The sequence below is a fragment of the Stieleria magnilauensis genome (assembly GCA_007753675.1).
Taxonomy (GTDB): Bacteria; Planctomycetota; Planctomycetia; order Pirellulales; family Pirellulaceae; genus Stieleria; species Stieleria magnilauensis.
On sequence record CP036432.1, the window covers coordinates 7409174 to 7432842 of the forward strand.

The 23669-nt window shown below is 58.8% G+C and carries 15 protein-coding genes; 7 read left to right on the forward strand and 8 right to left on the reverse strand.

Annotated elements, in window-relative coordinates:
- Positions 1–801 precede the first annotated feature (801 nt).
- Positions 802–1833: a hypothetical protein gene (locus TBK1r_RS26405; protein WP_145217758.1), complete on the reverse strand. Its 1032-nt coding sequence runs from the start codon at positions 1831–1833 to the stop codon at positions 802–804.
- Positions 1834–1949: 116 nt separating this feature from the next.
- Positions 1950–2402 (reverse strand): hypothetical protein, encoded by a 453-nt coding sequence (locus tag TBK1r_RS26410; RefSeq protein WP_145217760.1) that lies wholly within the window; start codon positions 2400–2402, stop codon positions 1950–1952.
- A 318-nt stretch (positions 2403–2720) separates the two neighbouring features.
- Between TBK1r_RS26410 and TBK1r_RS26415 the strand changes: the two genes are divergently transcribed.
- Positions 2721–3884, forward strand: a complete 1164-nt coding sequence (locus tag TBK1r_RS26415; protein WP_145207505.1) for an ISAs1 family transposase — start codon at positions 2721–2723, stop codon at positions 3882–3884.
- Between the two features lie 488 nt (positions 3885–4372).
- Positions 4373–5284 (forward strand): alpha/beta hydrolase, encoded by a 912-nt coding sequence (locus TBK1r_RS26420; protein ID WP_145217762.1) that lies wholly within the window; start codon positions 4373–4375, stop codon positions 5282–5284.
- Between the two features lie 301 nt (positions 5285–5585).
- Here TBK1r_RS26420 and TBK1r_RS26425 read toward each other — a convergent pair whose 3' ends face one another.
- Positions 5586–9074, reverse strand: coding sequence for an aminotransferase class I/II-fold pyridoxal phosphate-dependent enzyme (locus TBK1r_RS26425; protein WP_145217764.1), 3489 nt, complete (start codon positions 9072–9074; stop codon positions 5586–5588).
- Positions 9075–9399: 325 nt separating this feature from the next.
- Between TBK1r_RS26425 and TBK1r_RS26430 the strand changes: the two genes are divergently transcribed.
- Both TBK1r_RS26430 and TBK1r_RS26435 read left to right on the forward strand, forming a co-directional pair.
- Positions 9400–10662 carry a hypothetical protein gene (locus tag TBK1r_RS26430; protein ID WP_419580419.1) on the forward strand — a complete coding sequence of 421 codons (1263 nt, stop codon included), beginning with the start codon at positions 9400–9402 and terminating at the stop codon, positions 10660–10662.
- Between the two features lie 246 nt (positions 10663–10908).
- Entirely contained in the window at positions 10909–12582 is a 1674-nt protein-coding gene (locus TBK1r_RS26435) for a cation:proton antiporter (RefSeq protein WP_145217766.1), read from the forward strand.
- Here TBK1r_RS26435 and TBK1r_RS26440 read toward each other — a convergent pair.
- Complete coding sequence (locus TBK1r_RS26440; RefSeq protein ID WP_145217768.1) at positions 12571–14049, reverse strand: sulfatase; 1479 nt, start codon at positions 14047–14049, stop codon at positions 12571–12573. The genes TBK1r_RS26435 and TBK1r_RS26440 overlap by 12 nt on opposite strands.
- 130 nt (positions 14050–14179) lie before the next feature.
- Between TBK1r_RS26440 and TBK1r_RS26445 the strand changes: the two genes are divergently transcribed.
- Complete coding sequence (locus tag TBK1r_RS26445; RefSeq protein ID WP_145217770.1) at positions 14180–15358, forward strand: FG-GAP repeat domain-containing protein; 1179 nt, start codon at positions 14180–14182, stop codon at positions 15356–15358.
- Positions 15359–15578: 220 nt separating this feature from the next.
- Entirely contained in the window at positions 15579–16637 is a 1059-nt protein-coding gene (locus TBK1r_RS26450) for an ROK family protein (protein ID WP_145217773.1), read from the forward strand.
- Between the two features lie 113 nt (positions 16638–16750).
- On the opposite strand, the gene TBK1r_RS26455 is transcribed toward TBK1r_RS26450, so the two are convergent.
- Entirely contained in the window at positions 16751–18316 is a 1566-nt protein-coding gene (locus TBK1r_RS26455; protein WP_473772463.1) for a sulfatase, read from the reverse strand.
- A 111-nt stretch (positions 18317–18427) separates the two neighbouring features.
- Here TBK1r_RS26455 and TBK1r_RS26460 point away from each other — a divergent pair, with 111 nt between their 5' ends.
- A complete protein-coding gene (locus tag TBK1r_RS26460; protein WP_419580420.1) occupies positions 18428–19291 on the forward strand; it encodes an ABC transporter ATP-binding protein in 864 nt (287 codons plus the stop codon).
- 270 nt (positions 19292–19561) lie between these two features.
- On the opposite strand, the gene TBK1r_RS26465 is transcribed toward TBK1r_RS26460, so the two are convergent.
- From TBK1r_RS26465 to TBK1r_RS26475, 3 genes are all read right to left on the reverse strand, one after another.
- Positions 19562–20248: a 3-keto-disaccharide hydrolase gene (locus TBK1r_RS26465; RefSeq protein WP_145217777.1), complete on the reverse strand. Its 687-nt coding sequence runs from the start codon at positions 20246–20248 to the stop codon at positions 19562–19564.
- A 68-nt stretch (positions 20249–20316) separates the two neighbouring features.
- Complete coding sequence (locus TBK1r_RS26470) at positions 20317–22467, reverse strand: Tex family protein (RefSeq protein WP_419580421.1); 2151 nt, start codon at positions 22465–22467, stop codon at positions 20317–20319.
- Positions 22468–22545: 78 nt separating this feature from the next.
- Complete coding sequence (locus tag TBK1r_RS26475; RefSeq protein WP_419580422.1) at positions 22546–23643, reverse strand: NHL repeat-containing protein; 1098 nt, start codon at positions 23641–23643, stop codon at positions 22546–22548.
- Positions 23644–23669 lie beyond the last annotated feature (26 nt).

Genomic DNA, 23669 nt, shown 5'->3' on the forward strand with positions numbered 1-23669 from the left:
AGCAGAGGAGGATTCCTCGTTGAGTCGATGAAAAACACGGCGGACCACACGACGCGAGTGACGGGGGAGCCGTGCGCTTGTGGATCGCAAAAGGGTCACGAGAGATCAAGACCGCGCCGTTCCGCCGCGCGGAAGCGAGATGCTTATCCCGAAGGGATCACAGCGAGTAGCCGGAGGTCAGCGCGGCGCCACCTCCGGACAATGGCCCCGATCCTCCCCACACCCCCGGGCGGCAACGCTGTGAAGCATTTATTCCCTGCGTTTGACGAGGTGTTAGCGGCAGGGCGCTAGCCCTCCGGTCCCTCATCGTTCCCGAAACACCGGAGGGCTCACGCCCTACCGCTAAAAAACACTTCACAGCGTTGCCCGGACGGGGTCGCGGTGAGGATCCGAAAGCCCGGCGGGCTGACCGAGTGATTGCCGGGCCCGTCGGGGCCCGGGCAGCAATGCAATGTCGGCGCAATCCTGGAAGGCTGACACAGCTCGCACCGGTTACGTCGTGGCAGCATTGACTGTGTCGCCCTTTCAGGGCTAATGCAACAAAAAGAGTCTCTCAACCGGCGGCTCACACCGCCGGCAGACACTGTGCCTGCCCTCCGGGCATCACCCAGGCCGTCCATTTCACCAATCACCCGCACGCAGTTCATCGGCGCTGTGCTGGCCACGGCGTCTTGATCTCATGAGTGCACTTCAAATGTCTGGCGGCGCTCGCCTCCCAAACTTTGCCGCGTGTGTGTTCGGGGCTGGCAGGCGAGCCATGGAAACCTCCGGGCTGAGCGGGTGCACGCACGCATTCTGCACCTACTGCGATTCGTCGGCCAGCTCGGCAGGCGTTTTCCATGGCGTCCCCGTCATTACCCCGCCGGGTTTGCCGTAGCTGTCAAAGTAGAACTCGTAGAGCGGAGAAAATTGGGGGCGGAAATCATCCAGCGAGCAGCGAAAGAAGTCGTCGGGAATCTGTTTGCCGATCCGCCAATCGAAGACCCAGTGATGATGTTCTTGTTTGTGCCCGTAGGGGCTTCCTGAAGCCGCCTTGATCAGGTGCGGCAGGTACTTGCCCGACGCAGCATGTTTACGCCACTCGATTTCTGTTTCCGCGAACAGCCTGGGCATCTGCTCGATCTGGCTGACATATTTAACTTTGACCGGCAGGTAGTCGAATGCTTTGGACTGCAACAGTTCGATTTCGAAGTCGAGTGTGTAATGCTTCCAACGCCACCGGCTACGCAGATCGCCTTGAGTAATAGTTTCGGCTTCCAACAGTTCACTTTGCTGCAGGTAAACTTGTTCGATCCAGCCGTATTGATCTTCGGGGTTGCGAAGAAACATGGCGTGCAATACCAAGTCGTCGAAAGGATCAAAGCGGACACCGGACAGCCGTTGCTGCTTAATGAAGTCGGGAATGCTCTGTTGCTGTTCGCGAACTTTGTATCCATGTCGTGAAACTGACCCGGCTCGTCCTTTCGTTTCTCCTTTGCACTCGTACAGTTCGACCCAGTACTGAAATTCGTAGGTGCGGCTGGACGACTCAGGTCCCATCACTTTGCCGGACGCACGATACGTCAGATTCTTTTGCTTGTCGGCTGCCTGCAATCGGTAGATGCGATCAATCTGCAGTGGTGGTCGCTTGACCTTGGCGTCGTAAATCGTTTGGCTTTCTCCTGTGACCATCAGTGTGTAGCGTTTCAGCACACTGTCGCGGAGCAGCGTCAAGTCGGTCAGCCCCTGAAGCACCTGCTCTTTGGCGGAAGGGGAAATCGCAGGCTCGTCAGCGGATAAGGAGCCGTCGGACAGCAAGCCGTCGGACAGCAAGCCAGCGGCTGCGAACAGCATGGTGAAAACAATGGAAGGGTTAAGAAACCGCATTTTCAGATCCTGCCACAATCAAGATGCATTGCCTCACGGACGTGGTTCAGAAGGGCCACGCCCGGTTCAATTCTACCCTCACGCTACATACCGAAACATTGGACGCCACTCAGTTCGACAATCTCTACCGATTCTTCGTGACTTGCGTTATCGATATCACCTGTACACTTCCAATAGGTTTCAGCCCATTCGCAATCGCAATCTCCCTCGGAATAGCAAATGTAGGTATCTGGATTGGCTTCATCAGGTTCTCTTCCTTCTTCGTTAAAGCCTGCGTCCCGCTGCTCCTTGACGGTCGCGTTGTAGTCATCACCATGGTAGAGCCATGTCTTGCCCGCGCAGACCGCTGCTGTTTGGGGGTTTCCGCATTGATACGTCTTGACGCCACCGCTTTGGCCAGTCCAACACGTTTCTGTGTAAGTCGTATCGCACACGCGAATCCAATTGTATGGAACGACGTAGCGTACACAGTCTCCCTGTGCTATGGCCCCGCCTCCTGTGATCGCGATCAAGCAAGCCAACGTAAAGAATCTCATGTTCTACCCCTTACTGATTGAGCGTTCGAATTTCAACCTGTCCGCCAACAACCTGTAAGGTCGCGTAAAGTGGAAGCTTCGAGACTGTCTTGTTTGTCAACAAGACTTCATTCTTTCCACCTTCGCTATTTGGATCCGCTGAATATAAAATGCCTGTCAAACAGGTCAGCAAGGTAGCGAAGAAAACCCGTACGATCATGCCTGCCCCCGGCGTCACGACGATCGCACCAAAATCTGGTTTCAGTATTCGTCGAAGCCTTGCCTCAGTGAACCCCTCTGCCAATAAATTCAGCCAGACTGGTTTTTCACTGCCCTGTTATGGAGATGGCAATGGCTTCCCAAATCGATGTGTTTCACGAGTGTTTTGATCAGGTCGGCGACCCGCGAGTCGCAGGCCGGACAATCCATCCACTTAACTCGATTCTGTTTTTGGTTGTCTCGGCGGTCATCGCAGGCGCGGACGGACCTGATGAGATCGAAAGCTTCGGTGGTGAGAAACTGGATTGGCTATCCAAATTCGCCGACTTTGATGCCGGCATTCCGTCTCACGATACCATCACGCGAGTGTTGTCCCTGATCAAACCAGCCGAGTTTCAGAAGGCGCTGCTTCAATGGCACGCTCATCTCTGCGAGATTAATTGGGATCACGCCAGCAAGGACGACAATCGTCCCGTTCACGTTGCGATCGATGGCAAGACGGTGCGCGGATCCTATACCGATGCGGAGAAATCTGATGCGATTCATATCGTCAGTGCCTGGGCGACCGCAAATGGTGTCACGCTTGGGCAAACCGAGGTCGACTCAAAGTCCAACGAAATCACGGCAATTCCCGAATTGCTCGATCTAATCGACTTACGCAATTCGATCGTGACGCTCGATGCCATGGGATGCCAAAAGTCGATTGCTGAAAAGATCGTCGAGGGAGGTGGCGACTATCTGTTCGCTGTCAAAGACAACCATCCCAAGCTCTGTGCTGCCATCGCCGATCACTTTGAGATGGCCCATAACGATGGGCTCACAGCCCACGGTGTTCGGGCAATGACGACCACAGGAAAGCAGGCCGCGCGTGAAGAGGAACGCTTCTATGCGACCTGCCCAATTCCAAAAGCACTTCGCGAACTGACCGACCAGTGGAAAGGAGCAAAAAGTATCTGCCAAGCGAATACTTGCACGACTCGTGGTGACCGGCAATCAAGCGATGTTCGCTACTACATTTCGAGCCGACCGGCGCGGGTGCATGAATTCTCAAATTGTGCTCGTAGCCATTGGAGTATAGAGAGCATGCACTGGGTCCTCGATGTCGTGTTTCATGAGGACTCCAGTCGGCTCCGAACCAAGAACGCGACATCGAACATGAGCTTTGCTCGTCGGTTTGTGACGACGCTTCTCAAGCGAGACACTCGGAAGAAGAGCCTCAGGCGGAAGCGAAAAATCGCTGGCTGGAACAGCGAATTCCTCGAGAAACTCCTGTTTGCAGCCTAATTTTGGTGCGATCGTCGTGCCCCCGGCGTCGTGTGGATGTTACAGTCGAGACTGCTTCTACTGATGTGGGGTGAACTTATTGGTTTGCCGAATTGCATCCAAGAAAAATTTAGAAATATTTTTAGAAAAATCGAGTGTGACCTGAACCTGATCGAAAACCAGCGCTCGGAGAAAGTACGAGAACGTTCCTTGCAGTGATGAGGGGATGAACGTCGAGCGGCGAGGTCAAGGTGTGTACGAAGTGGCCAAGCAAACATCGCCGCGGCACGTTTGAAGATCATGCCGAGCTTCGTCACCAGCTCGCACCAACCGTGACTGTCCAAGCCGATCCGTCTCAAGATCGGAGCGAGATGCTCTGGGATCTGACCCGCCTTCTGCTTTTCCCATTCCATCAAGTTCAACGGTGGGCGTCACCGGGTGTAAACTATGTTTCGCATCACGTGCATCATGACAAATTTGCAACACATTCCCACTTTGGCATTCCTTTCATGAACTTTGGATTTCGACTTTGTTGTTTGGCATTCCTTTCGATCGCGGTCTCTGTCTGCAACGGAGCACCGCCTGCGGGCTCGACGACTGAATCGCTGTGGCCCGACTTGCCGCCGGGCACCACGCTCCGCGGTGAAGGCGACGTTCCGCAGTTGATCGTGACGCGAGTCGAGTCGGAGACGCCGACCGCGGCGGTGGTGATTCTGCCCGGTGGCGGATACGGCGGGCACGCGATGGATCACGAGGGCTATCAATTCGCAGAATGGTTCCAGTCCTTGGGCGTCAGCTCGGCGATTTGCACGTACCGGCTGCGGGGAAAAGGCAATGCCGGCAAAGGCTACGGGCACCCCGCGCCGATGATGGACGCACAGCGGGCCATTCAAACCTTGCGAGCCCGCGCCGAGGAGTGGAACATTGATCCGCAGCGGATCGGCGTGATCGGATTTTCCGCCGGTGGCCACCTATGTTCGACGGTCTCGACCCACTTTGCGGACGCCGATCCCGCAGCGGAAGACCCGATTGCACGGGTTTCGTCACGACCGGATTTCAGCATCTTGTGCTACCCCGTGATCGCATTCGGCAAACCGTACACCCACAAGGGCAGCCAACGAAACCTGATCGGCGCGGAGCCAGACGCGGCGCTGTTGGAATCGCTGTCGAACGAAAAACAGGTGACCGAGAACACACCGCCGGCGTTTCTGTTCCATACCGGTGAAGACACGGCGGTTCCGGTCCAGAACAGTCTGGATTATTACCTGGCGTGTGTCCAGAACGGCGTTGCGGCCGAGTTGCACGTCTTTCCGGAAGGCCGTCATGGATTGGGACTGGCGCAGCAGTTGCCTGGGGCGAAACAATGGCCCGATTTGTGCGCCGATTGGTTGCGGCGGTTGGGCGTCGTGACGACGAAGTGACGGATGCCGGTCCACGCCAGCGCCCAGGTTTGCACATTGTTCTCAGCGTAGCGGTAGGGCGCGAGCCCTCCGGTGTTTCGGGAACGATGAGCGACCGGAGGGCTTGCGCCCTGCCGCTAACACCTTGTCAAACGCAGGGAATAAATGCTTCACAGCGTTGCCCTCCGGGGTCGCGGCAGATGGGAGGTCGGATATCCGGAGGTGTCGCTGCGGTCACCTCCGGCTACTGGCTTTGCCCCCGTCCGGGGTCCTGCCTGCGACCAGAGATTGCCCGTTGGCTCGCACCCGATCACGACGTCCCTTACGCCGAGGCGGCGGCGCCGAAACCGAGTTCGACCAGGTGGTGCGAGGTGCGGGAGACGGCAAAGCGAATCTGCTCCTCGGAGTGTTCGCTGGTCAGGAAGAAACGCAGGCGGGCGGCGGATTCATCGACGGCCGGATAGAGGATCGGTTGGACGTTGATTCCATCGGCTTTCAAGCGATTGGACAAACGCAAGGCGACCATCGAGTTGCCGGTGATCACCGGCACCACGGGTGTGCCTCCGCTGGCCCCGGTATCGAGTCCGGCTTCTTTGCAGAGCGTTAAAAACAATTCGCTTCGTTGCCGCAATCGCTCGACGCGTTCGGGTTCTTTTTCCAGAGTTTCAATCGCCGCCAACGCCGCGGCGACTTGAGCCGGTGGCATGCCGACGCTGAAGACAAATCCGGGGGCGGTGTAGCGCAACAACTCGACCAAGGCGTTGGAGCCGGCGATGTAACCGCCGCAGGACGCGGCCGATTTGGACAGCGTTCCCATCCAGATGTCCACGTCGCGGGCGTCGATGTCAAAGTGCTCGGCCATGCCGCGGCCATGCCGCCCCATCGTTCCGAAACTGTGCGCCTCGTCGACCATCAACATCGCCTGGTGCCGTTTCTTGACCGCGATAAACTCGGGCACGTTGCTAAAGTCGCCGTCCATGCTGTAGACGCCTTCGACGATGATCAGCACGCGACGGTATTTCGAACGGACTTCGGCCAGCGTTCGATCCAGGGCTTCGTAGTCATTGTGCGGGAACGGCCGGCGTCGGGCGCCCGAGAGCAACGCGCCTTGGACGATGCTGTTGTGCGACAGCGCATCGTGCAGAATCAAATCGCCTTCGCCGACCAAGTGACCGATGGTGGTCTCGTTCGTGGCGTGACCGCCGACCATCAGAATCGAATTGTCGACACCGATGAATTCCGCGATCTTCCGTTCCAATTGACCGTGGATCGGTTTTTCACCGGACACCAGTCGGCTGGCCGAGACGCTGGTGCCGTACCGTTTGACCGAATCGGCGGCGGCTTGGGAAACGTCCGGATGGCCGCTCAGGCCCAGGTAGTTGTAGCTTGCAAAGCTGATCAGTTTTTGCCCGTTGATGACGGTTGTGTCGGCGACAATGCTGTCGTGGACGGTGAAATACGGGTTGGGCACGCCCGTCATCCGCATCTGCTCCATCGTCGCTTTCAGCCGGCGATACTCGGCGAATTGCTCCACGCGATCCTCCGGCTCCACGCCCACGTCTTGCGGGGCCGGTCGTGATTCGGCGCCGGCGGAGAGGGTTTCGGTGGAAACCTCGGTCGTGCCGGAGAGCATGGCTTCGGCGCGTGCATCGGCACCCGGCGGCAGGTAACGCTGGACGGCCAGCGCGGTTTGGCCGATCGTCTCGATCTCGTCGAGGACCTGTTCGGGGAATCGCCCGCCGAAGGTCCGTTCGAGGTTCCGTGCGATCTCCAGTCGCTCGAGACTATCGAGCCCCAGATCGAGCACGATGTTGGTGTCCAGTTTCAGCGACTTGGCGCGTTCACCGGCGACGCTGCGCACCTGATATTGAATGGCCGCGACGACCAGCGGATTGACGTCGGCATCGCTGATGCTCTCGCCTCGCCCTCCGGCTGCGGCGGCTTGCATCATCGGCATCGCTTCGTTGACCGCCACGCCGATCCCGGCGACTTCTTCCCAGCGGACCCACTTGGCGATCAATTTCAGTTCGTTGTCACGAACAGCGTGCAGACAGGCATGTCGCTGAATTTTTCCGCTGCTGGTCTTCGGCACGCTGCTGTTGCGGACCAGATAAACCGCGTCGGGCGGCAGATCGTGTTCGTCGGTGACGGCACGTCGGATGGATTGGATCTGGGCGTCCCAATCGACATCGCGAACCCGTGCCGCTTCGGCAACGATCGCCAATTGTTCGCGACCGTCATGTTCCATCGCAAAGGCGCCGACCGCTCCGGCCTGGACGATGGAGCTGGCCCGCTCGACGGTTTCTTCGATGTCCTGGGGATATCGATTGACCCCACGGACGATGATCATGTCCTTGAGCCGACCAGAAACGTAGAGCTGACCGTCGAACAAGAATCCCAAATCGCCGGTGCGCAAGAACGGGCCACGCCCGTCTTCGGTCATCGCTTTGAAGGTTCGCTCGGTCGCCTCTTTCCGCTGATAATACCCGGCGCCGACCGAGGGACTGTCCACCCAAATCTCACCGATCTGGTCATCGGCGAGCACCTGTCGGGTGTCGGGGTCAACGATCAGCACCGTTTCGTTGGGAAGCACGGCGCCGCAACCGACCAATTTGCGCGCCGCGGGGTCGTCTTCGGCACGCGGGACGACGTGTTTTTTATCGAGTTCGAAACGATCAAAGCAGCGCATCACGGGACGCGGATCGCTCGGGCCGCCGGTCACGATCAGCGTCGTTTCGGCCATCCCGTAACACGGCAAGCTCGCCGAGGAACGAAACCCGTACGGTTCAAACTTGCGCCGAAACGCTTCCAAGGTATTGGGGCGAATCGGTTCGGCACCGTTGAACGCGATCTCCAACGTGCTCAGGTCCAACCCGTCCATCTCCCGTTCGGCGATCTTGTCGACACACAATTGATAAGAAAAATTGGGGCCGCCGGTGACCGTGACGCCATAGTCGGTGATCGCACGCAACCACCGCACCGGCCGTTGCAGGAACGTCATCGGACTCATCAGCACGTTGGTGCAGCCGAGGAACAGCGGCATCAGAATGCCGCCGACCAAGCCCATGTCGTGGTAGGTGGGAAGCCAGGACAGTCCGATCGTTTGCGGCTTGGGTTCGAACGCGTGCCAGATCAGTTCGGCGTTGGCGACCAGGTTCCGCTGGGTCAACATCACGCCCTTGGGCGATCCGGTCGAACCGGAGGTGTATTGCAGCACACCCAGCGTGTTGCCATCGATCGCCGGTTCACGGTAGCGATCCAGGTCGCGGCAACTGGGACTGTCGGTGCCCAAGATCTGCACGCCGACCAGGTCTTCGTGCCAGGTTTGGCCGGTCAGACGTTCGGCAATGCCGCACGTCGTCAACGCCCACTTCGCATCGGCATCGACGACGATCGAACGGATCCGAGACGCTTTACGATTGGATCGTGGCGGAAACGCCGGGACGGCGATCGCGCCGGCGGCATGACAGGCGAAGAAACCGACGATGAAATCCAAACCGGGCGGGTACAACAACAAGACCCGATCGCCCGGTCGAATCCGACACTTGCCTTGAAGGTACCCCGCCAGCGCGCGGACTTCCTGCCACAGCTCATCGTAGGTGAGCGAGGTGTCGTGTGTCTCGACGTCTGTGAAACGGAACGCCACCGAATCGCTGCGATGCTCGGCCCAATGCCGGAGAATCGCCACGTAGTGATCCGTTGGGGGAACGACGCTGCCAAAAAATTGCTTAAAATCCACGAACCAAACCAACGCGTGAAAACGTTTTGTCGAACAGCCCTGGCATCCTGCCAGTGTCCCTTCCCGATCCATGGGACGATCGACGAAATAAAGATCGGTCGACCGTCGGTCTCCATCGGACGTCCCCACCCCTGTCGCCCAGATTCAATGGACGACAGTGGCGTTCCCGGTGGGGGGGAGATCCAAATATGACGGTCAAACGGCTCCTGACGCGACGATACAGGATAGTCTGTCGGCACCACCCTTTACGACGCCCCAATTCTACGAAAAATCACCAGCACTCGCCGCGGCCGCGCCATTCACGGCATTTTCGGGGGGGATCCCCCACGCAAACGTCGCCTCGGCCCCTTCCACCCTTCCGCTCGTCCCGCTTTCGGCATCCGTCTTGTCTTGTGAAATGAAAACCGTTGTCTTGCTGACCCTGCTGTCTGTGACCGTTCCGACTGCACTCGGTGCCGCGGAATCCGCGGCGACCGTGGAAACCAAAATCGACCAAGCCTGGACGGTCGTTTGGGACCGGTTCTTCCAGCCCGATTCGCAAACGTTCATGGATTACCTGAGCAGTTACGAACCGGGCAAGGAATTGTCGCATCTGCCGACGGCGGAAGAGGTCGCCCGACAATACCCCAATCCCTGCGGCTACAGCACGGGGATGGAAGACGGCATGATTCTCGGTGGTGCGATGCTGAGCACGCTGTGCGATCGGTTTGCCGTCACGGGGGAAGCGAACCTGCGCGGGCGGGCGGCCGAAGTGTTCGCCGGGATACGTCGCTGCGCGACAGTGCATGGGGTGCCGGGATTCATCGCCCGAAATGTTTGCCCGGAGGACCGCAAAAGCGTCTACATCAATTCGTCTCGAGACCAATACACTCACTTCGTCCATGGGCTCTGGAAGTACTACCGCAGCCCGCTAGCCGACGAGGCGACCAAGGTCGAGATTCGCGACATCTTGGCGGCGGTGGCCGAGCGGATGATCGAGTTCGTCACGCCGGAGAACAACTATGACTTCTGCCGGGCCGATGGTTCGCGTTGCCCGCTGGGCATCTGTCGGATGTGGAAGGTTCAGGCTCACGAGGCCGCCCGGCTGCCGATGATCTATGCCGCCGCCTGGGAGACGACCGGCGAACCGCGTTACCGCCAATTGTGGCGTCAGTATGTCGCCGAGGCCGTGAAGCAATCCGCGGCGCCATCCAAACACAACGCGGCCTACGCGCTGTTGCAAATGCAGTGTTCGTTGGAAGTGCTCTACGAACTGGAACCCGACAGCGAATTGAAAGCCGAGATCCATCACACGATGGAACACGTCAGCTCGCTCGCCGCCCCCCGACTCGACCATGTCATGCAATCCATCGCCGGTAAAAGCGAGCAACAGCTGCAGATGCTCGGCCCCGATTGGCGGCAGGTCAAGGAGTGGATCAATCAAGCCGGCTACCCCAATCCACAATGGGGACCGTATCGCGAGATTTGGCATCTGTTCCGCGAAGCCGGCGAGTCGGCACTGATTCCGATGATGGTGCACGACGCCTCGATCGACGCGACGCAACAGCAGCATTTGGAACGCCTGATTCTGCAAACCGACTACTTGCACAATTCCAGCTGCGGCATCGTCTACCACCTGGCGGCGTATTGGAAAGCGCGACGCGTTGCGATGCTGCCGTAGTGTTTTGTCCGGATTTGAAATGAGGGTTGCGTCTGTCGGACGGAACAAGCCCATGCTTTGCCTTGCGGGGCCAGACGGTGATTTGGTTGCGGGTTTTGACGTGACGATAGGGCGGGTTCAAGGCGGCGGACCCCACCGCTACTCTGGAAACCGCGGCCGGCTGTGATGACAAAGATTTCGATGGCCGCCACATTTGAGTCTGATTCTGCCTGATCCCCGTCACTTTTGTCCGACACGGAAGGACTTATGGAACTCTGGACGATTCTTCGAGACATCGTGGTGCTGTTGGGGGCATCCCTGATGGTCGGCGGCGTGTTCTCGCGATTCGGGCAGAGTCCGATTGTCGGTTACCTGTTCGCGGGCATGATGCTAGGCGGGCCGGGGAGCCTTCACGCGGTCGGTTCGGAACATGAGATCGAGGCGATCGCGGAATTGGGGGTCGCGCTGCTGCTCTTCAGTTTGGGGCTGGAGTTTTCGGTCCAGCGGCTGAAGAAGCTGGGTACGAAGCCGCTCATCGGTGGAGCCTCTCAGGTCGTGCTAACGATCGCGTTGGCCTTTGCCGGTGCTCGCCTGTTTGGTTTGGGTGGCAAAGAATCGGTCGCGTTTGGTGCGATGGTCGCGCTCAGCAGCACGGCGGTGGTGCTGAGAATTTTGTCCGAGCGCGGTGAAGTGGAGATGCCGCATGGCCGGAACTGTTTGGGCGTGTTGCTGACCCAGGATATCGCGGTGGTGCCGTTGGCCTTGTTGATGACGATCATGGGCGGGGAGGGCAGTGCCAACGAGGTCCTTTGGAACATCGGCCGTCTGCTGTTGATGGCGGGCGGATTGATCGTCGGCTTGATGCTGTTGACCAAGATCGCAGTGTTGACGCTAGGCACGTTGACCTTGCACCGCAATCGCGAATTGACGGTGATCTTCGCCGTCGTGACGGGCTTGGGCGCCGCCTGGGCTTCCCACGCGGCCGGGATCTCGCCGGCGCTGGGAGCGTTTGTGGCGGGCATGTTGCTGGGCAGCTCCGCATTCGCCACACAGATTCGCGCCGACATCTCTCCCTTGCAAGTCGTCTTGTTGACGTTGTTCTTCGGCGCCGCCGGGATGGTGGCCGACCCGATTTGGATCGTGACGAACGGTCACATCGTTGCAATGGTCGTCTTCGCCTTGGTCACCGGAAAGATGCTGGTGATCTGGGTGATCTTTGCCCTGTTGGGACAAACGACTCGTGTGTCCGTCGCAACGGGGCTGTGCTTGGCCCAGGTCGGTGAGTTTGCCTTCGTGCTGGGAAGTATCGGTCGCACGAGCGGGGTGGTCAGCGAAGACACTTATGCGTTGGTCGTCTCCGCGTCGATCGTTTCGTTCTTCTTCAGCGCGTTCCTGGTGCCGGCGGCACCGCGTTTAGGGAACTGGGTGGCCAACCTGACGGGGGCACAGCGGCAAGTCGCGGACGAAGCCAGCGAACGCACGCCGCCACCCGATGTTGCGATCATCGGATTCGGCCCGTCCGGCCAGATCGCGGCACGACCACTGGTGGACAAAGGGCTGCGGGTCACGATCGTCGAATTGAACCAAGTCGGCGTCCGCAAGGCCCAGCAGTTGGGCTTTCACGCGGAGATCGGCGATGCCACTCAGAGCGACGTGCTCGAACACGCACGGCTGAATGAATGTAAAGCCATTGTCATCACCGTCCCCCATCACCAATCCGCGATGACGATTCTGAAGCATGTCCGCCGCAACGCACCGTTCGTTCACGTGATCGTTCGGTCCCGCTATGAAGTTCACACCGACGACTTTCTGTCCGCCGGTGCTCATGTGGTCACGGGCGACGAACAGCAAGTCGGTGAAAGCCTAGCCGGTCACCTCCATCAATGGCTGGTGACTCAGGAACCCGGATTCGAACCGCCGAGCAGCGACTCAGTTCTTTGACCGGAGCTGGCGATCGAACTGCACCTGGACGCGTCGGCTGCCCGCGGGAACAGCACCCGCTTGTTCGATTCGGTCGCGCAAGTGTGCTGCCAGGCGACGGCGTTGCGTTTCGTACGACGGATCGTCGGCCACGTTGTTCATTTCGGCAGGGTCCTTTGCTACGTCGTACAGCTCGACACCCTCGCTGCCATCGTTTCCCCAACTGGTGTAGCGAAAATCCGGTGTTCGAATGCTATAGCCGATGTCGTATTGGGTGAAAGCTGATTCACGTACGATCTCGCTGGGATCTCGGAGCGCCGGCACCAGGCTGACACCGGAAATCGACGGGGGAACCGGCAGGCCGGCCAGCTCGGACAGCGTGGGGTAGAAGTCGACCATTTCCGCCATCGTCTCGGCAACGCCACCGACATGGACGCCGGGTCCGGCGATCACCAAGGGGACGTGCGTGGCGTTTTCAAACAACGTCGTCTTTTGGTAGTGGCCATGTTCGCCCATGTGATAACCGTGGTCGGAGGTGAACAGGACGATGGTGTTGTCGTCGAGTCCGGTTTGCCGGAGCGCGTCGAGTATCGATCCCAATTGTGCGTCGGCAAAGGAGATCGATGCGTAGTAGGCTTGAATCGCTTGTCTGGCAACGATGGGGTCCAGGTTGAGTTGTTCCTTTTTCCGACTCAACGACTTTGCCGCAGGCTTGGGGATCGTTTCCAAATAACCCGTCGGCACGGTCGGCACATCAATCTGATCGATCGGGTACAGGTCGAAGTATTTCTTGGGCGCGACGTAGGGCGTGTGGGGACGATACAATCCGACGGCCAAGAAGAAATTTTCGCCGGTTTGGGCGTACCGTTTCAATCGTTTGATCGTTTCGGCCGCCGCGATGCCATCGGTCTGTTCGGCATCGGTGCCTTCGGCCGCAAGCCAACTGAGCGTCCCGCCGTATTGCCCCGGTCGCAAGGTGATCACTTGGTCTTGATCGATCACGTCGCGACCGCGTGGATTGATGGTTTCGTTCCACGAATAAGGATCGTCATGGCCACCGGTGCCGATGTGCAGCGGAACGTTGTAGTGATAAATTTTTCCGATCCGTGTGGCGAAGTAGTCGGCATCGCGAAAATGCTGTGACAGCGTGTTCACGTTGGGAGCGCGTTCGCGAAGATGGATCGCGTTTCGATGGATCAGCGTTTGATCCGGGTACCAGCCCGTCATGAACGAGGCTCGGCTGGGGCCACAAAGTGGATATTGGCAATGCGTATTGGCGAAGCGGACTCCGCGTGCGGCCAACGCATCGATGTGCGGCGTTTTCACTTGGTCGTGCCCATAACAACCGATGTCGCAATTCAAGTCGTCGCAAATCAGAAACAAGACGTTCGGCCGTTCGGCGCCTGAGCAGATTGCTGAGCCTGTCAGGCACCACGCCAAACAAGCGGCCGCGACGAGCAACGCTGGCCTGATTCGAAGGTGGTTCATGGTGAGTCCGATAGGGAAGGTTTCGATGTGGGATGGACTGGAAGGGGAATGGCGAACCAATTATTGCAGAAACCGTGTTATGATGCGGTGAGCGCACTGCCCACGTTTCATTCGATCAGGAACAACCGTCATGTGGAAATTCTCGCTCGCTGTCTCCTGCCTGATTGCGTCGACAATGCTTGCCGAGTCGACAGCGTTTGCCGAGCCGATCCCAGAGTTTTCGTGGAAGGCGGTGGAGATTGACCAAATCCAAATCGGCTACGGCATCCAATTGGCCGACGTCAACGGCGACGAAAAAACCGACATCGTGCTGGCCGACAAGAACACGATCCAGTGGTACGAGAATCCCAGTTGGACGAAACACGTGATCGCACGGGACCTGACCCAACGCGACAACGTGTGCGTGACCGCACGCGACATCGACGGCGATGGCAAATGTGAAATCGCAGTCGGCGGTCAATGGAATTATCGCGAAAGCGTCAAAGACGGCGCCGTGTTCTATCTCGTTCCGCCGCAGGACCGGACGGAAATGTGGCGAGCGGTCAAGCTGCACAACGAGCCGAGCACCCACCGCATGCACTGGGTCCTCGGAACGAACAACGAGTACCAATTGGTGGTCAAACCCTTGCGTGGCAAAGGCAGCGTTGACGGAGACGGGCCAGGGTTGAAGGTGTTGGCCTATTCCAAGCCCGAGGATCCCGACGCTCCTTGGCGTTACGATGTTGTCTGCGATTTCCTGCACCTTTCGCACAACTTTCATCCGGTCAATTGGGATGACGATGTCGAAGAGGAACTGATCATTGCGGCCAAAGAAGGTGTTTGGCACTTCGACCGGCAGCGTGATGGCTGGACGTCGACTCAGCTGACCGACCAGTTTGCCGGGGAGATTCGCGACGGTCGCCTTCCCGGCGGCCAACGGTTTATCGCCACCGTCGAGCCCAAGCATGGTCAACGCTGTGCCGCGTACCGCCAGCCGGATCAAAAGGGAGGCCTTTGGACGCCGCTTCCGGTGCTGAGCGATGAACTCAAAGACGGGCATGCACTGGCGGTTGCCGATTACCTGGGCGTCGGGTCCGATCAGATCGTCGTCGGCTGGCGGGCGATGAATGAGCCGGGCGTGCCGGGAATCATGATGTTTACGCCGACCAACGACGAGGGAACCGAATGGCGTCCAACTCGGATCTCCGGTGAACGGATCGCCGTCGAAGACCTGAAGGCCGGCGACTTGAACGGCGACGGCAAGGTTGACCTGGTCGCCGCGGCACGGCAGACGAAGAACCTGGTGATCTTCTTCAACGAAACGAAATAAAACGCACACCCATCGGCGATGGTCCGAGACTTCGATCGGGCGTTTTAGCCAATGGGTTTGGAAACTTTCGCATAAACGTCTATGCTTGCCGATCATCCTTCCGCCGGGATGCTTGAAAATCGACCGGCAGAAGTCTCCTCGGAATGACACGCCTGGTGAGGACGGGGTATTTTTCCCGTCCAAGCCACGACGCTGGCCTTTGCAAACGGACACCGAAGCAGTGAAGTATCGTATCGGCATTGATGTTGGTGGCACGACAACGACGATCGCAATCGGCAATGATGCACGCGAGGTCGTCGTGGTATCGGAGCAATTTGAGTCGCTAACAGCGTCTGGCCCGCAGTCCACCTCCCAAGCCATCTTGAATCAGATCGAAACGAGTCTGACCGCGATCGGCGGAACGACCGCCGACATCATTGATGTGGGATTGGCGACTCCGGGACCGGCGACGCTGGACGGCGTGCTCCGCAATACGCCCAACTTGGACCCCGCGTTGTGGAACGGATTTCCCTTTCGAGCCACCCTGGAAGAACAGATTCGCCAGTGGTCTGCCCGCGCATCGGTTCATTACATCGGCGATGGCCAGGCAGCGGCGTACGGTGAGTATTCGATTCGCAGCGGTGCGGTGACCTGGGACCGCGTCGGACCGATGGCCGCCGGCCTCAAGCCGCTGTCCTCGCTGTTCATGTTGATCGTCGGCACGGGACTGGGCGGCGGACAAGTCCAAGACGGCCGCGTGGTGCGTGGAAAAGAAGGACGAGCCGGGCATGCGGGACACCTGCTGCTTCCTCCGTACGCGTTTCGCTACGAACATGACCAACAACTGCGCGTCGGCAACGCCATGTGCACCGCCGAGTCGGCGATCTCACTGACCGGATTGACTCACCAGTTGGAGTATCGGTTGACGCTGCCGCAATGGGCTGACCATCCGCTGCAGTCGGTTGCCGGATCGACGCGCGACAAAGCCAAATCCTTGCGGGGACTGGCATCCCAAGGCGACCCCTTGGCGATGGAATTGTTTGATGACCAAGCCCGTGCCCTCGGGATCACGCTGCTGGACCTCAATTACGTCGGCGACTTTGATTTGCTGATCATCGGCGGCGGCGTTTGCGACCTCTCCGCCGACGTCAAAACGCGTTACAAGCGGATCGCCGAAGAAGCGTATCAGGAATACGCACTCGATGGATTCAGGGACCTGGATTGCCTGGAATTTTCAAGCTGCGGTGACGAGTCCCCCGTGATCGGTGCGTTGGCGTTTGCGTATACCGCGGCGCTGTAGCAACTCAGTAAGAGTCGAAGTGATAGCGGAACGGCGCGAGCCGTCGGGTGTCAGCTTGAAAGAACGGAGGGCTCGCGCCCTGCCGCTAACACAGATATCCCGCCCACCCCGAATCAATTCAACTTGTCTTCGGGCACGATCTTTTTGTTTTCCCAATAGAAACCGTCGGCCCGTTTTTCAAGGATGCGTGCCGCGCTGCCAGGGGCCAAGGGGGCTTCCTGTTCGGGCAAATACGCACTCAGTCGGTCGATCACTTTTCGGTATCGCGCCGACTGCTGTTCGCTGAGGTCACTTTGGGCCAACAGGTTGGTGTACTCAAACGGATCAGCGACGGTGTCGTAAAGTTCTTCGGCACCGTCGGCGTAGACCACGTAGCGCCAGCGGGTGTCACAGACCGAGTGGTTGCCGGCGTTGTGCGTGCAAATGGCGGGGCGTTCGCGGGGCTGGTCGGGATTGACGAGCTGCGGCACCAAGCTGAGTCCTTGCTGCCCCTCGGGGATCGGCAATCCTGTCAACTGAGAAAGCGTCGCGTACAGGTCGAGCAACTCGGCCGGCTGATTGCACTTGGCGGCTTCGGGGACATCGAACGCGGTCAATCCCTCGGGCACCGAGATGATCAACGGAACGCGCGTGCTGTGACGCCACAGACTGTTCTTTCCCGAGATCGCTTTTTCGCCCATGTGATATCCGTGATCACTCCACAACACGACGATCGTGTTGTCGGCCAAACCGGAGGCGTCCAATTGATCCAAGATGCGTCCCACTTGGCTGTCGACGAAACTGACCGACGCCAGATACGAACGCGTCAGGTTCTTCAGCTGGTTGTTTTCTCGCAACCAACTCGTTCTGGGTTCGGGCAGGTACCAGTGGATGTACCACGACGATTCCGACGTGTCGTCGCGATCACCTTTCCGAATCGGCGGCAGGATCAACGATTCTTCCGGGTACATGTCGTACCACTTTTGCGTCACGTAGCAGGGCACGTGCGGCAAGAAGAATCCGGCGGCTAGAAAGAACGGTTGGTCGGGCGTTTTAGACAACTCATCCAGCTGGTCGACCGCCCAACTGGCGATCGCCCAATCACCCTTGTCTTCGTCCTTGTGCGGAAACGTTCCCCAGTCCATCAGCGGATTGTTGCCGCCGGGGGTAGGGCCGATCAATTTCTGTTTGGGTCGGGCACCGACCGACGACGGCGGTCCCCACACGTCGGCCTCTTGTGCGGGCTTGTTGCGACGTCCATTTGCCCCGTGGTGAATCTTACCCCCGATCAAGCTCTTGTAGCCGTGGGCGCTGAAGTGTTGCGGCATGGTGACCAGCCCGGACAATTCATCAACGTCGCGAATCCAGGGCCTCAACCCGTAAACGCCGGTCGTGGTGGGCCGACGCGCGGTCATGATGGCGGTTCGACTGGGATTGCACAGCGGAGCCTGACAATGGGCGTTGGTGAACGTGACGCCGCGGGATGCCAGTCGAGCCATGGCGGGTGTTTTGACCTGCGGATGGCCGCCGAGAGGTTCGACCCAATCGTTCAAGTCGTCGATGGCGATCATCAACACGTTGGGCCGCGCCGCTGGCGTCGATTCGGCGTCCGGGTCCGCCGAGGACGCTGCGCTGTAGCTAACGAAAACAATGCAGGCGACCTGCATGACTTTTAAAAGGGACGATCGAAAAAGATTCACGGTGGATCGGGCGGATACGAGGTGGGAAGCGGGGGACTGGGGACGACGAAACGGTCCGCGTGGCTCATATTGTACAAGCTGGACGTGGGCACTGGTGGATTTGATTCCGTCTTGCGTTTTTCGTTTTTTTTGGAGCAGACACCCATCTTGGACACACCACTGATTGAAATCGAAAACGTGTCGGTCTTTCGGGAACAGACTCAGATTCTGCGTGGGGTCTCGGTCCGCATCCCGCGCAAACGCCACACCGCGGTGCTGGGGCCCAACGGGTCAGGAAAAAGCTCGTTGCTGAAATTGCTGACGCGTGATTTTTATCCGTCCGTCGAAGCGCAAGGGCACCAGGGCACGGTCCTGATCTTGGGGGAATCCGATTGGGAGGTCAGCCGGCTGCGTCGTCGCATGGGAATCGTGACGCCGGCACTGGATTACGAGTTCAGCTCCGGCCGGACCGGTCGGATGACGGTCAGCGAGGCGGTCGCCAGCGGATTCACAGCGACACGTTTGAAAGAATTTGGCCCCCGCGTGGATCAAGCCATGGCCGATGCCATCGCCGGCGCGATCGAGACGGTCAAGATGTCGGACCTGAGCGGTCGCACGCTGAGCACGCTGTCGACCGGTGAACGACGACGGGTGATGATCGCCCGGGCCATCGTGCACGATCCCGATATCTTTGTGCTCGACGAGCCGACCAACGGATTGGACATGACCGCCCGCGCCCTGTTTTTGGAGATCCTCGATTCGATCACCAAGCAAGACGCGATGATGATGGTCTTAGTCACCCACCACATCGACGAGATTCCGCCGGCGATGAATCACGTCATCATGCTCGATCAAGGACGCGTGACGTTCGACGGTCCCAAGGCGGACGGGCTGACCGCTCCGCGGATCTCGTCGTTATTCCGTGCCGACGTACACGTCGATGCGCGACGTGATGGCTGGTACCGTTCGGAGATGGTGGGATTGTCGCAGGGGTGAGGCACGGCCGGTAGGCTCGCGCCAGACGGCTGATCATCAATGGACATCAGCCGGTTCGCGTCAGCGTCCGGGCGTCCCTCAATTTCGATTTAGCGGTAGGGCGCGAGCCCTCCGGTGTTTCGGGAACGATGAGGGACCGGAGGGCTTGCGCCCTGCCGCTAACACCTCGTCAAACGGTGGGGGAAAATGCTTCGCTGCGCCCCCGTCCGGGGTCGAGGGGTTATTGCGCGTGCTCAGCATGCCCTAGGGGGCCAAGACGATTCCGTCACACTACAGCGGCTTGATCTTCAAGTTGCGCCAGCGGACTTCGTAGGTCTCTTTCTTCTTACCGATCCCGTGGACCTGCAACCCGATCATCCCCTTGGGATGGGTTTTGTAGATTTCGTCATCGGTCAAATCAGCGATCATTTCGCCGTTGATCCAGACTTTGATGTTCGGCCCTTGGGCGATGACCAGGTACTGATTCCATTCGCCGTTTTTGAAGTGGTCGTGTTGGTTCACCGCTGGGTCTTTCGACTGGGGCTCGGGTGACAACCAACCCCGTCCGGTGGCTTCGCCATAAATGAAGCCGGCTTGTCCCGGTCCGGATTCGATTTCGACTTGCGGTCCGTACAGACGACCACCGTAGGAGTTCTTGGCGTCGGCGTCTTTCAGCAGCGAACGGATCTGGACGCCGGAGTTGAGTCGGTCATCGACCTTGACCTCGAACATCAATTCGAAATCGCCGTAGTGCTTGTCGCTGGTCAAGAACGAGTTGGGGCTTCCGTCGGCGGTTTTACCAACGATCACCCCGCCGTCTTCGACCTTGTACGTCGCGAAGCCGCTTTTGACGGACCAGCCGTCCAAGGTTTTTCCATCGAACAATTCCGTCCAACCGTCTTCGGCATGGGACACGGTGGTGGACAACAGGGAGAAGACGCAAACGGTCAGCAGGGACGTAACGGATCGGCGAAGCATCAGGTGTCTCAAAAAAGGTAGGTACAAAAGGAGAGGGCCAGATTATAGATCAACGGATCGCAGCCGGGTCAAAACTTTCTGGTCAACGAAATCCGCTTTCGGGGGATGTCAACCTCCAGCACTTTGACCCTGACCACGTCCCCGACGGAAACGACCGCGTTCGGGTCGGAAACAAACTGATCGGCCAACTGGGAAATGTGAATCAGCCCATCTTGGTGGACACCCAGGTCCACGAACGCGCCGAAGTGGGTCACGTTGGTGACGACGCCTTCCAACACCATGTTGGGTTTGACGTCGCCGATTTCGCTGACCGAATCATCGAACTTGACCGCCCGAAACTCGCTGCGCGGATCGCGTCCGGGTTTGCCCAATTCCGCCAAGATGTCTTTGACCGTCGGAATGCCGAACGTTTGATCGGCAAAATCTTCGGCCTGGATCTTCTGACAAACCTGTGGATTCCCGATGATCGCCGACACGTCGGATTTCAGTTGCTTGGCGATTCGCTGGACCAGCGGGTAGCTTTCGGGGTGAACCGCGGACTGGTCCAACGGTTGGTCACCGCCGCGAATCCGCAAAAAACCGGCCGCTTGCTGGAACGCTTTCTTGCCCAATTTGGGGACCGACGTCAGCTCCGATCGACTGGAAAACCGACCATGGGAATCGCGATAGTCCACGATCCGTTCGGCCAGCTTCGGTCCGATCCCGGCGACATGCGACAACAGCGAAACACTGGCCATGTTCAGATCGACACCGACTTGATTGACACAGGATTCGACCGTGCGGTCCAGGCATTTTCGCAGCTGGGTTTGATTGACGTCGTGCTGGTACTGTCCCACACCGATGGATTTCGGATCGGTTTTGACCAGTTCGGCCAACGGATCTTGCAGACGCCGGGCGATACTGATTGCGCCGCGGACAGTGATATCCAAGTCCGGAAACTCCTTCACCGCGATCTCGCTGGCCGAATAGATCGACGCCCCCGATTCGCTGACGGTCGCTTTGGTGATGTCCAGTTGATGGTCTCGAATCAAAGCGGTGACAAACGCATCGGTTTCGCGTGATGCCGTCCCATTGCCGATCGCGATCAGTTCCACGCGATGCTTTTTGATCAACGCCAACAGTTTGTCGCCGGCGGCTTTGGTATCGCTTTTGGGTGGCGTGGGATAAATGGTAGTGTTTTCACGAAACTTTCCCGTCCCATCGACCACGGCGACTTTGCAACCGGTTCGAAACCCAGGATCAATCCCGATCGTCACGCGCGGGCCTGCCGGTGGAGCCATCAGCAGCTCACGCAAGTTCTTGCCAAACACCTCGATCGCTTCGGCATCGGCGCGTTCTTTCAATTGTCCCAAGACCGACGATTCGGTGGCCGGCATCAACAATCGCTCGTAGCAATCTTCGACACAATGGTTGAGTTCGGCGGAGAATTCCGAGTTCCGGTTGGGCACCAGCTTTCGTTTCAAATCCGTCAGCTCTCGATCGCCTTCCAGTTCCACGCCCAGACGCAGAATGCCTTCGGCGGAGCCCCGCAGCATGGCCAACAGTCGGTGCCCGGGAATGCGATTGACAGACTCCTGTCGTTCGAAATACTGGTCGAACTTCTCTGCACCTTCGGCAGATTTCTTTCCTCGTTTGACGACCGAAGTGACCTTGCCGAACTTGGTGGCCTGGTCGGCCAGCCACGTCCGCGTTTGCGGGTCGTCCGACCACTGCTCGGCGATGATGTCCATCGCTCCGGCGAGTGCGGTCTGGCCATCGGGGACTTCTTTGTTCGGGGCGACGAAGTCATTGAGGACGTCTTGCTTGGAACGATTTAATTTTTTCTGGCTGAGGATCAGATCGGCCAGCGGTTGGAGGCCGCGTTCCCGCGCGATCGTGGCCCGCGTGCGTCGTTTCGGTTTAAACGGCAGATAAATCGCTTCGAGTGTGCGAAGATCGACGCATTGTTCGATCTGCTTTCGCAGCGCGTCGGTCAGCTGCCCCTGTTGATCGATGGTTTTCAGCACCGTCTCCTTACGGGCGGCCAGCGCGTTGGCTCGCTCGAGCGCGTCTTCGATCGCCCGTAACTGGATTTCGTCGAGCGTGCCGGTCGCTTCTTTTCGATAGCGTGCGATAAAGGGGATGGTGTTGCCGGCTTCGAGCAATTCGATCGCCGCACGGACCTTGTTGAGCGGCAGATCGAGTTCGTCGGCAATGCGTTTCAGTGTTTGTTCGTCCATGGCGTCGCGACCTATTCCTTGTGCGTCTGAGGCGGTTTTCGAAGCGTGATTCCTTGGATCGGCATTTATAGCGAAACTTTACCGGCCGGCCAGCACGCGGTGGTTTTCTGAATCGGAAACGAAATACACGTCTTCGTTGCCTTCCCGCGACAGCACGGCGGTTCCGTGGGGGCGTTTCATTTTGAAAGGAATCTTCATCGTATCGATCACGTTGTTTTCCAAGTCGACGTATCGCATCGCTTGGTTTTCGGTGTCCACCACCAACAGGTTGCCCGCCGAGTCCACGGCGATGCCCTTGGGGCCCCGGAACGTTGCCGACAACGGATCGCCGCCGTCGCCGCTGTGTCCCTTTTTGCCCGTTCCCGCGACACGACGGATCCGGCCTGATTGACGATCAATGCTCCACACGCTGTTGCCTTCGCGCAGCACCAACCAAATCGCCTGCTCGTCGATGGCCAGCGATCGCGGACCAAAGACAGAAACATCGGATGCCAACTCGCCTTCTTCGGGAAGCTTGCGTTGACCGTCGCCGGAGACGGTGGTCACGATCCGGGTTTCCAAATCGATGCGCCGCAGACGATGATTGGTGGTGTCGGCAACCAACAAGCCTCCGTCGCCATCGAGCACGATGCTGTGGGGCTGGCTGAATCGGGCCTTGTCCCCGGTCTGCCCATCGCCACGAAACCCTTCGACTCCGTCCCCGGCGAGGGTCTCGATCACTCCGGTGGCCGCATCGATTCGACGGATGCAATGATTGCGTGTGTCGGCGACAAACAAATTGCCGTCGCGATCGGCGCGGATTTCGTGCGGCGCGTTGAACGTCGCTTCGATTGCCGGGCCGCCGTCGCCACTGAGTCCCTTTTCTCCGGTGCCGGCGATCCGCCGAATCGTCGTGCCGTTGTGATCTGATTTCCAAATCGAATGGTCGTCGACGGTGCTGAAAAAGATCCCATCGGCGGTGACCTCGATGCCGTAAACGTTTTGCAATGCAACCGTCGTGGGATCCGAGGGTCGGACGGCGATCGGCGAATCCGGTTTTCCGGTTCCGGCGAAAACGGACCAGGATCGGGAATGGGACGTTTGCGCGTGGACCGCCGATCCGGCTGCGGCGAGTTGAATGATGAAGACGGCTGTAAAGACAAGTCCGAAGGAAGGGAACCGAAGGGTGAATCTCACGGTGCTTGAATCCTGAAAGCGATGTG